General features: G+C 64.1%; 10 protein-coding genes. 6 read left to right on the forward strand and 4 right to left on the reverse strand.

The genetic code is table 11. The features are described from left to right. Nucleotides 1–50 precede the first annotated feature (50 nt). Both U4E84_RS10455 and U4E84_RS10460 read left to right on the forward strand, forming a co-directional pair. Nucleotides 51–1,136, forward strand: a complete 1,086-nt coding sequence (locus tag U4E84_RS10455) for a DNA repair exonuclease (protein WP_322532034.1) — start codon at nucleotides 51–53, stop codon at nucleotides 1,134–1,136. Then, nucleotides 1,133–3,439, forward strand: coding sequence for an AAA family ATPase (locus U4E84_RS10460; protein WP_322532035.1), 2,307 nt, complete (start codon nucleotides 1,133–1,135; stop codon nucleotides 3,437–3,439). Before U4E84_RS10455 ends, U4E84_RS10460 begins: the two co-directional genes overlap by 4 nt. Before the next feature lie 84 nt (nucleotides 3,440–3,523). Here the strand turns inward: U4E84_RS10460 and U4E84_RS10465 are convergent, their stop codons facing one another. Then, nucleotides 3,524–4,018 carry a metal-dependent hydrolase gene (locus U4E84_RS10465; RefSeq protein WP_322532036.1) on the reverse strand — a complete coding sequence of 165 codons (495 nt, stop codon included), beginning with the start codon at nucleotides 4,016–4,018 and terminating at the stop codon, nucleotides 3,524–3,526. A gap of 135 nt (nucleotides 4,019–4,153) precedes the next feature. After that, nucleotides 4,154–4,372, reverse strand: coding sequence for a hypothetical protein (locus U4E84_RS10470; RefSeq protein ID WP_322532037.1), 219 nt, complete (start codon nucleotides 4,370–4,372; stop codon nucleotides 4,154–4,156). Between the two features lie 930 nt (nucleotides 4,373–5,302). Here U4E84_RS10470 and U4E84_RS10475 point away from each other — a divergent pair. Together U4E84_RS10475 and U4E84_RS10480 are read left to right on the forward strand one after the other, a co-directional pair. After that, nucleotides 5,303–6,190, forward strand: coding sequence for an NOP5/NOP56 family protein (locus U4E84_RS10475; protein WP_322532038.1), 888 nt, complete (start codon nucleotides 5,303–5,305; stop codon nucleotides 6,188–6,190). Continuing rightward, nucleotides 6,187–6,825: a fibrillarin-like rRNA/tRNA 2'-O-methyltransferase gene (locus U4E84_RS10480; RefSeq protein ID WP_322532039.1), complete on the forward strand. Its 639-nt coding sequence runs from the start codon at nucleotides 6,187–6,189 to the stop codon at nucleotides 6,823–6,825. Before U4E84_RS10475 ends, U4E84_RS10480 begins: the two co-directional genes overlap by 4 nt. Nucleotides 6,826–6,850: 25 nt before the next feature. On the opposite strand, the gene U4E84_RS10485 is transcribed toward U4E84_RS10480, so the two are convergent. Then, complete coding sequence (locus U4E84_RS10485; protein ID WP_322532040.1) at nucleotides 6,851–7,159, reverse strand: transcription initiation factor IIB family protein; 309 nt, start codon at nucleotides 7,157–7,159, stop codon at nucleotides 6,851–6,853. A 135-nt stretch (nucleotides 7,160–7,294) separates the two neighbouring features. Here U4E84_RS10485 and nth point away from each other — a divergent pair, with 135 nt between their 5' ends. Together nth and U4E84_RS10495 are read left to right on the forward strand one after the other, a co-directional pair. Next, nucleotides 7,295–7,996, forward strand: a complete 702-nt coding sequence (gene nth / locus U4E84_RS10490; RefSeq protein ID WP_322532041.1) for an endonuclease III — start codon at nucleotides 7,295–7,297, stop codon at nucleotides 7,994–7,996. 66 nt (nucleotides 7,997–8,062) lie between these two features. After that, a complete protein-coding gene (locus U4E84_RS10495; protein WP_322532042.1) occupies nucleotides 8,063–8,635 on the forward strand; it encodes a phosphatase PAP2 family protein in 573 nt (190 codons plus the stop codon). Nucleotides 8,636–8,671: 36 nt separating this feature from the next. Here the strand turns inward: U4E84_RS10495 and U4E84_RS10500 are convergent, their stop codons facing one another. After that, entirely contained in the window at nucleotides 8,672–9,466 is a 795-nt protein-coding gene (locus tag U4E84_RS10500; RefSeq protein WP_322532043.1) for a class I SAM-dependent methyltransferase, read from the reverse strand. Nucleotides 9,467–9,690: the final 224 nt, after the last annotated feature.

The following is a 9,690-nucleotide window of genomic DNA, read 5'->3' on the forward strand; positions in this document are numbered from 1 at the left end:
CCGAACGTCTTTACGCAGTCGTGGAATTGAGAAAGGTGACTGGCTAATAGATGGTACGAATCCTGCACACTGCGGACATTCATCTCAGACCTGACGCCGAAGAACGCCACGCGGCGTTAGAAACCGTTCTTTCGCAGGCGGATGCCGCTGATGTCGACCTCGTTACGATCGGAGGCGACCTCTTCGATAGCGACGTCGCATCGGAGCAGCTACGCGACTCGCTTCGAGAACTGTTCTCCGACCGTTCGTATCCCATCCTGACGATTCCAGGCAATCACGACGTCGATGCGTTCCGCAGAAACCTCTTCTTCGGCGAGTCCTTCACGCCCGCAACCGAGACGCCGTTCGGTCAATTCGTCATCCACGACACTCGAGTTACCGCGCTGCCGTACACACCGCAAGCGACTGACGAGCTTCTTGTTGGGTTACGTGATCGGGAGCCGTTCGACGGGCCGGAAGCCCTATTGTTACACTGTAGCCTGGAAGCACCTGTTCGGGGAGGCGTCGGAGACGAGGGTGAGCAACGGTATTTCCCCGTCACCACTGAGGAACTTGCCGAATTGGATTTCGACTATTATCTTGCGGGACACTACCACACACAGCACCGAACCGAACTTTCGAACGGCGGAACGTTCGTCTATCCTGGCACACCAGCGTCGGTAACGCGAAAAGAGACAGGTCGACGGACGGCCGTCCTCATCGACGCCGACGCAGCTCAGAACGTTCAGCTCCAGACCCTCGACTCGTTTCACTACGATACGCTGGATCTCCGAGTTATCCCCGGGAAGGAGGAACGCGTCCTCGAAGAGATCCAGTCGCGAGTGGGCATCTGGAACGAGCGGAATGTCGCACCGGAGATCCGTGTCGACGGGTTCACCGAGATGGATGAAACGGCGTTCCGTGACGCCCTCACTGCGGTGAGTGGCGACGTCCCCGTCGAGAACAGCACCCGAACGGTCGAACACATCATCTCACACCCGCTGTTCGAGGCGGTCCAACGTCGTCTCGAGGAGCGGGAGACGCTCCACGCTGTCCAGGAACGCGACGACTACGATGTGGAGCATTTTCAGGACGACGTCTGGGAAGAGACGCTCGCGATCTTCGCCAACCTGGCCGCAGAGGGGAAGCTCACATGAAACTGACCGATATCCACATTGACCGCTATGGCCCGCTTCCCCGCTTCACTCACGAGTGCGAGGACAACTTCGAGGTCTTTTATGGGCCGAACGAATCCGGAAAGACACTGCTATTAGAGGCCGTCCTCAAATTACTCGAGCCGGATATCGAAACCGCGATTCCCCACGTTTCCCGAGTCGACGAATCCCCGAGCGGCCACGTTGTCGTCGAGACCGGCGACACCGACCAGAAGCTCGGCGACGGAATGGTACTCGGTGATCTGGTGGACCTCTCGCCGCAACACCTCCGTAACATCTTCGTCATCCGAGATAGCGACCTGCAACTCCGCGATGAACACGAATTCTACGATTCGGTGACCCAGCAGATCGGCGACCTCCACACGAACGAGATTGACGCGATCCAGTCTCGACTCGTTGTGCACGGACGACTGACCAGCGTCGACGGTCGCGGCCTGTCGTCGGCCCGCAGCCGATCGAATGCAGCAGAGGTTCGTGACCAGACGACCACCCTCGCCGCGGACATTCGAGAGTACATCGGTGACGCCGAAGCGAGTGACATCGCAGCAGCCGAACGAGAGGCGGTCGCCGTCACGACTGAGCTCCAACGGTGTGAAGACGAGCGTGCGATCCAGGAGGCCGCCGAAACGTGGGACACCCATGCGACACTCACGGAGCGGTTGACCACGTACAGAGACGCGATCGAGCAACTCGATGACGAGGTGTCCCAATCGACCCTCAACGAGTTGGAACGGCTCGACCGGGAGATAGTCGCAGCCGAGGACGAGATTGAGGACCTCGAAAGTAAGCGTTCCTCGCTCCGTGAGGAGCGGAGACAGCTCAAGACCGAGACCGACTCCGTCGAAGCAGCGTTGGTACCGCTAGAGGCGCGTGCCGACGATGTTGCCAAGGTTACTCGCGTGTTGGCGTCGTTCAGGGAGTCTCACGGTGAGTCGATTGGAGCATCCCGAGGGATGCCCTTCGCGAAGTACACTGCACTCGTCGGGCTCGGACTGGGGGGAGTCGCAGCGATCGTCGGGAGCACGATTGCGGGCGTCCTCCTTGCGGTACTCGGTGGTATGGCTGCGGGCTGGTACGGCCTGCAACACCGATCGGTAACGGCCACGGAACGGGAGCAGGAACAGGTACTCCAGCAAGCGCAGGACGCGGGGCTCGACGTCACCACAATTGCCGAAATCGGACCGGCGACCAGAGCGTTTCGCGACGAGCTGGCGGGCTTGCAGGATCGTCGCGATGAACTCGTTCGACAAATCGGGGTAAAGGACGAACTCATTGACGAGTGTACCGACGACCTCGAGACAGCGCGGGAACAGCGACGCTCGAACCGAGAGAAGAGACACACACTTCTTCGGGAGGTAGACGCGGCCAACATCGAAGAGTACCGCGAGCGTGTGGCCGCACAGGAGACACTCAAACGGAAGCGTGACCAAGCAGTTCAGAGCCTCACGGACGCTCTCGGCACGCCGAGCACGACGGAGCCAGAACCAGAGCCACCGCTCGAACACTGGGAAGGAGCGCTCGAGACGATGGTCGCGGACGTCGATGAGAACGTAGACGCGGACGAGTACGACCCGGATCGATTACCCGCGCTTCGCGAGCAACAGGAGGAGCTGACCCAACGTCGTGAAGAGCTGACAGAGCAGTTGGAGGCGCACGAGCGACGACTGCGTGAGTTTGACGATCGGATTCAGGCGCTCTCTACAGAGCCATTCCTCGATGACTCCGTGTCGCTGCCGTCGCGCTCCGTCGAAGGGCTCCGAGACGTCGTCCACGAGTTGAATCAGCTGGTAGAACAGATCGAACGTGACGCAGATATCGCCCGGGAGGCACTCGATATCTTTGACAACATCCAGTCGGAGGAGGAACAGAAGATTACGGACCTCTTCGGCACTGAGAGTCGGGCCACGGACGTGTTCCAGACGATCACTGCTGACCGATATACGGGCGTTACTTACGATGCTGAGGAGAGAGTTATACAGGTCCACACAAACGGACAGGAGGTCTTCACACCCACGCAACTCAGCCACGGGACGACCGAACAGCTGTACTTCTCGGCTCGGGTTGGGCTCGCAGAGCAGTTACTGAGCTCCGAGCCTGGATTCTTCCTGCTGGACGACGCCTTCCTCCCAGCAGACCGTAGACGGCTCCAGGAGGGATTCGAGGTTCTTCGAGAGCTCGCTGCGGATGGATGGCAGATCCTCTACTTTACTGCCAAAGACGAGGTCGGAACCGATCTCGTCAAGACGCACGACCTCCGTTGCCAGCTGCTTGACCCGCTCGGCTGATCGGGTGATGGGGTCCGGTGTCCCTCTGCTCGTAGTGGAGGTAGCCGGCGTGGAGTGACGCCACGCCGGGTTGGTGGGTCACCCTCAGAAGACTGTTGTGAAGAGGTCCCACACGCCGGGAGCCCGCAAGAGATTGCCGAATCCGTAGTGTACTAGCGTCCAGACAACACCGAGTTCGAGCCCGGTGACTGCCAGCGTGACTACTCGCGCTTTACGACTGTCGACCGTCACCCCGACGGGGACGCTCACGTGTCTCGTGGCCGGATAAAAGAGGGCCAGACCTCCTTTCGTTCCGAGGAGGTCGAGAACAAAGTGCGTGAGGACGCCCATCCAGACGAAAAACAAGTTTCCGAAGTAGATCGGAAACGCAAGGAACACAGCGAGGGTCACGAAATTGTGGAACGTTTCGCGATGCGTTCCGAACTCGGTATCGATATCGGGGAACAACGCACCGATTACAATCGGGATGCCTACCAATACAATTGCGTGGAGTGTGGGTTCCCCGAGTGTCGGAGCGAGCAAGTACCCGACGCCGATACCGAGGATGACGGCGTTGATGACGTGATCGTCTTTGTTCATAGGAGTGCTTCCTACCGAAAACACTCCCCCATCAAAGGTTTACCGCGTTTTGAAAGCTGTTCACTCCGTTAGCGTGAAGTCACCGAAATGAGATGCCGGTTTCTGACTGCGAACGTGCCGAACGGAACGGACCGCTCACGAGTTTGATTTTTCACTCGGCTCCTCTGGATAGTAGGCGAGTATCAACACGAATATTGTAAAGACTAGGATAAATACTCCAAGCACGGCTGATGCAGCTTCCTTCCCATCCGGATAGAGTCCGCTGAATTCGCCGATGATCCCTCCCCATAGGACGAGCGCGGCGATCAATACGCCCGTCATAATCAGGCGCTCGTAGTCGATTTTGAGTGCCATACTCAGATTGCACTGTCAGAGACAGGGAGTGTTCCACTCTCGCCCTCGATGCGGGAGATCGGGAGACAATCACCGCACAAGTGAGGTGTTTTCTCATCGATGTCGTACTCTACGATCAGGTCGTTCTTGTACTCGATTTCGCATTCTATGATCGGGAGTGCGACACGTACTATTTGCGGACAGTATTGGCACTTCCTACCCGGGTCCCGTGAAGGGGTTTCGGGATAGCGGTCGGGTGTGTTTGCTTCGCACGACTCACATAACCCTCCGAGTAGATCCCCGCTCTGTACGTCGATTATTACCCGGTTAAACCCGGACTCTCCGCATCTTGCACACTCCATGGTAGATCCCGCCTAACTCTCAAAGCGGACTAAATCCATTCGCACCCACCAGCATAATAACATGGAATTGTAAGATCGGATACAGTATTAACGGTGTAGGTGGAGTCAAAGTGATACCACCCCCCATCAGGTTCCATCGCAGTAAGGTTCCACTATCTGATTAATAGTCCATCTTACAGTTCTGGCACGGGGTAGGAGGTTCCTACTCTGTTGATGTCCTCTCCGCGCGAACGCGAGGATTGACCAGTGCGGGACAGCGGACTTCCCCCGTCCCTGCTGGCACCCTCTCGGCGTCGCCAACGGCTGCGATTGGACCCGGTTACGCGAGCAATCAGGCGAAGAGGTCGTGAGACCCCCTGATCAAGGCATGATGAGCTCCGATCGATCGATTGTGCCCCGAGTACGCGTACCGACGGATCTCTGTACGTCCACTGGGTGCGGTCTGTGATTGGCTTCTCGGCGATTAGGGTGGCGCTCTGCTACCCCATGCGTGCCCGGGCATGGTATCGGGAATCAAGAGCCGACTTTGATCCGAGTTCAAGGACCCACACCGGGATACATATACGAATTCGAGTCAACCGTCCCGTATATGACGGACGCCGATCTCCACTCGGGGTGGTTCGAAGCGATCCCACCTGACGACCGTGACGCCGCTCGTGAGGTCATCGAAAACGGAAGCGCAGAGACGCCGCGAGATTGGCCAACGAAGGCTGTCGAAACTGGATTCGCGATAGACCACGAGGAGTACTACGAGAAACTCCACCGAGCGACGACCTACGCCGCCCGAGAAGGCGTCAAAGAACGAGAACGGGCAGATGACCGACAGTTGATACATACTGTTCGTGCGATGGACGACTGCGAGCGCACCGCGAACGAGCTGGCCGAGCGCGTCGCCGAGTGGGCGGGGAGCCTCTTCGACGACGTCGAGCCGGGCGTCGCGGGCGCCCGCGCCGTGGCCGACAGGGAACCGACGGGACCGGTCGAGCGACGGGTCGTGTCGCTCGCGGAGCGGGTCGTCGACCTCGCGACCGAGCGGGACGCGCTCGCGGAGACGATCGACCGGATCGCGCCCGCCTTCGCGCCGAACCTCGCCGAGATGGCCGGGCCGGAGCTCGCGGCGCGGCTGATCGCACTCGCCGGCGGACTGGCATCGCTCGCGAAGAAGCCCTCCGGCACCGTGCAGGTGCTCGGCGCGGAAGACGCCCTGTTCGCGCACCTCTCCGGGCGCGCGCCATCGCCGAAACACGGGATCATCTACACTCACGACTACGTCCGGAACACCCGCCCCGAAGACCGGGGGTCGGCCGCGCGGGCGCTCGCCGGGAAGCTGACGCTCGCGGCCCGCGTCGACCACTACGCCGGCGAGCGCCGGGAGACCCTCCACGCCGAACTCCGCGAGCGGATGGCGACGATCCGGGCGCGGGCGGAGGGCGATATCGACGACGAGAGCGACGCCGACGCGGAGGACGACGCGTGAGCGACCCAGAACTACCGGCGGGCGTCGAGCGCCGAGCCATCGCCGGCGAGACGCGGCTGGCGACGCGCGGGCCGCCCGTGTACGGGGAGCCGACCGCCGACGGCTGGCGGGCGTGGGACCCCGAGCGCTCGAAGCTCGGCGGCATGTTCGAGCTCGGACTCGACACCGGACTGACCGGCGGCGAGACGGTGTTGTACCTCGGCGCCGCGAGCGGGACGACCGTCAGCCACGTCGCGGACTTCGCCGGGCCGACGTACGCGGTCGAGTTCGCCCCCCGGCCCGCGCGCGACCTCCTCGACGCGGCGGAACCCCGCGACCGGCTGTTCCCGCTGCTCAAGGACGCCCGAAAGCCCGAGACGTACGCGCACGTCGTCGAGGCCGACGTCGACGCGATCGTCCAGGACGTCGCGACGCGGGGGCAGGCGGCCGTGGCGGCGCGGAACGCGCGGTTCCTCGCCGAGGACGGCCGGCTGCTGCTCGCGGTGAAGGCGCGCAGTGAGGACGCCACCGCGGCGCCGAGCGACGTGTTCGAGGTCGCGCTCGACGAGCTCCGCGAGACCTACGAGATTCTGGAGACGGAGCGGCTCGACCGGTACCACGAGGACCACCTCGGCGTCGTGGCGACGCCGCGGTGACGGGGCGGCGTTGACACGGATCCGCCTACCACGTCGGCGGCGAGAAGCCGGCGTCCTCCAGGATCGGCTTCCAGCGCTTCTGGACGGAGAGCCGGGAGACGTCCATCGCGTCGGCGACGGCGGACTGCGAGCGCTCCTGCCCGCGGATCAGCGCGGCGGCGTAGAGGCTCGCGGCGGCGGCGACGCGCTTGCCGCGGTCGTCGTCGGGCGCCCGTGACAAAAAGAGGTCCGTCGCCGTCGACAGCGCCTCCTCGTCGAGGTCGAGCGTCGCGCACGCGTCGTCGAGCCGGTCGATCCACGCCGCGTTGTCGACGCGATCGCTCGCTCGGTACACACCCCGTCGTTGGTCGGTGCGATATAAAAAGGCCGCGCGGGGAGACGCCGGCAAACGGTCGTCCGGGCGACGCCGAGTGGCGCGCTCGGCCGCCCCGTCCGTCGCCCTGAAGTCGGCGCCGTCCGTAGGGCGGGTATGTCGACGCAATCGTGGGACGAGACTCGGGTGCGCGAGCTGCACGACGACCTGGTGTCGCTGTACGAGCCGGTGGACAGGGTGGCCGAGCACGGCGCCGACCCGACCGCCGAGCCCGGCGAGGGCGTGCGGCAGCTGGTGCGGACGATCCTCTCGCAGAACGTCGCCGACGCGAACACGAGCCGCGCGGCCGAGGCGCTCTTCGACCGCTACGACGACTTCGCAGCGATCGAAGCAGCCGACCACGACGAGCTGGCGGAGACGATCCGCGTAGCCGGGCTCGCCGACCAGAAGGCCGCGCGGATCCAGCGCGCGCTCGCCGCGATCCGCGAGGAGACCGGCGGGGCGTACTCGCTGGCGTTCCTCGACGCGATGGCGACCGACGACGCCAAAGACTGGCTCACGGCGATCAAGGGCGTCGGACCCAAGACCGCCAGCGTCGTCCTGAACTTCCACTTCGGCAAGCCGACGATGGCGGTCGACACCCACGTCGAGCGCGTCTCGAAGCGCTTCGGGCTCGTCCCCGAGTCGGCCTCGAACCGGGCCGCTCACGACGCCCTGGACGAGCTGGTGCCCGACGAGCTGATCTACCCGCTTCACGTGCTGTTGATCCGTCACGGTCGGACGCACTGTGCGGCGCGCGGCGCCGACTGCGACAACCCCGTCTGCGAGGCGTACTGCGACTGCGAGTTCTGCCCGTAGGGCGCGGTCCGCGGTCCGCGGCGCGCGAGCACGAGCGCCTATGGTCGTCCGGCCGAGAGGGGAACCATGTACGCGCTGATCGGCGAGGGCCTGAGCGCGGTCCGGTGGGCCGACGCTCGCGCCGCCGAGATCGTCGCCGCGATCCGAACGCCGTTCCTGACCGAGATGATGACGTCGATGACCGGTCTCGGCTCCGTCACCGCCGGCGTCGTGATCGTCGGACTGTTCTACCTCGCCGGCTGGCGCGAGGAGTTCCTCAAGAGCGTCGTCGCGCTCTCCGTACTCGGCGTCGTCGTCTGGGCGCTGATGTCGCTCGTCGAGCGGCCCTTCCCGCCGAATCCGGTGTGCGTCACCGAGGGCGACGGCGGGACCACGAGCTCGTTTCCCTCCGGGCACTCGGCGGCGGTCACGGCGTACGCGGGAATCGCGTGGCGCTCCGAGGAGCTCCCCTTCGCGGTCGCCGCGGGCTTCGCCGGGCTGATCTCCTTCTCGCGGGTCTATCTCGGCACCCACTACCTCTCCGACACCCTCTTCGGGGTCGGGCTCGGGATCGCCGCGGTGGTGTTCGCGGAGTGGTTCCTCGGTCGGGTCGGCGAGGAGGCGGTGCTCGACCGGCTTCCCCTCGAGATGGAGGACTGACGCCCGTCGCTCGAGGCGTACCGCCTGCGAGCGCCGTCAGGACCGACCGCCCTTGTACAGGATTCCGGTGGTGCCCGGGCCGTCCCGGTCTGTCCCGCCGATCGTTCGACACTCGTACGCTCGTTCGAGCTCGCTCCAGAGCCGCGGCACGCCCGTTCCGCTCGTCTCGACGTCGTGGAACCCGACGAGGCCGTCGTCCGCGACGAGCGGCCCGTACGTCTCGAAATCGGCACTGACGCCCGCGTAGGAGTGATCGCCGTCGAGGTAGAGGAAGTCGATCGGTCTGCCCGCGAGCGCCTCGCGAACCGCTCGCGTCGTCGCGGCCTCGTGAGAGTCGCCCTCGATACACCGGAGGGAGGTCTCGGACCGCGCCGCGAAGTGGTCGAGGAGCGCTCGGCGCCCCCGGTAGTCCAGGTCCGTGCTGATCAGCGTCTCGACGCCGTTCAGGACGCGCGCCCAGACGTACAGCGTGCCGCCGTTCGCGCTGCCGATCTCCAGGACCGTCTCGGGGTCGCGTGCGCGGACTTCGTGCGCCAGCTCCGCGATCTCCGCCCGGTGCTGGAGCGCTCTCAGCGATCGGTACGGTCCGTATCCGCGGTACGCGCCGTTCGGTTCGTAGAACGTGCCGGTGGTGTCGAGCACGTCGCCGATCGTCCGCTCCGCCGCCATGCGCTCGTCGAGCTCCCGCCTGGAGCGAGCGAACGCGACCTCGCGGAGGGGCGAGCGCGAGGCGAGGCGGCGTTCCAGCCCCCGCGAGATCCGGCTCGCGCCCCGTTCCAGGAGCCTCGCGTACCGCCTTCCCTTCCGGACCCGCCTCGCCCGCTCGAACATGCGACGGCTTCGGACCGAGTTCACAAATCGATTCCGCCGCGTCCGTCACGCTGGTGCGCGACGGGCAGCGCGCCGGCAACGCTCCGCGTCGGCTGCTCGCTCGGATCGGACCCGTAGCGACAGGTATTTTTGAGCTACCCGGGTATGGTACGCCGCGCGCGGGTTGCCGAGCCAGGCCAAAGGCGTAGCGCTTAGGACGCTATCCCGTAGGGGTCCGCCGGTTC

The sequence above is a fragment of the Halorubrum sp. AD140 genome (assembly GCF_034497445.1).
Lineage (GTDB): Archaea > Halobacteriota > Halobacteria > Halobacteriales > Haloferacaceae > Halorubrum.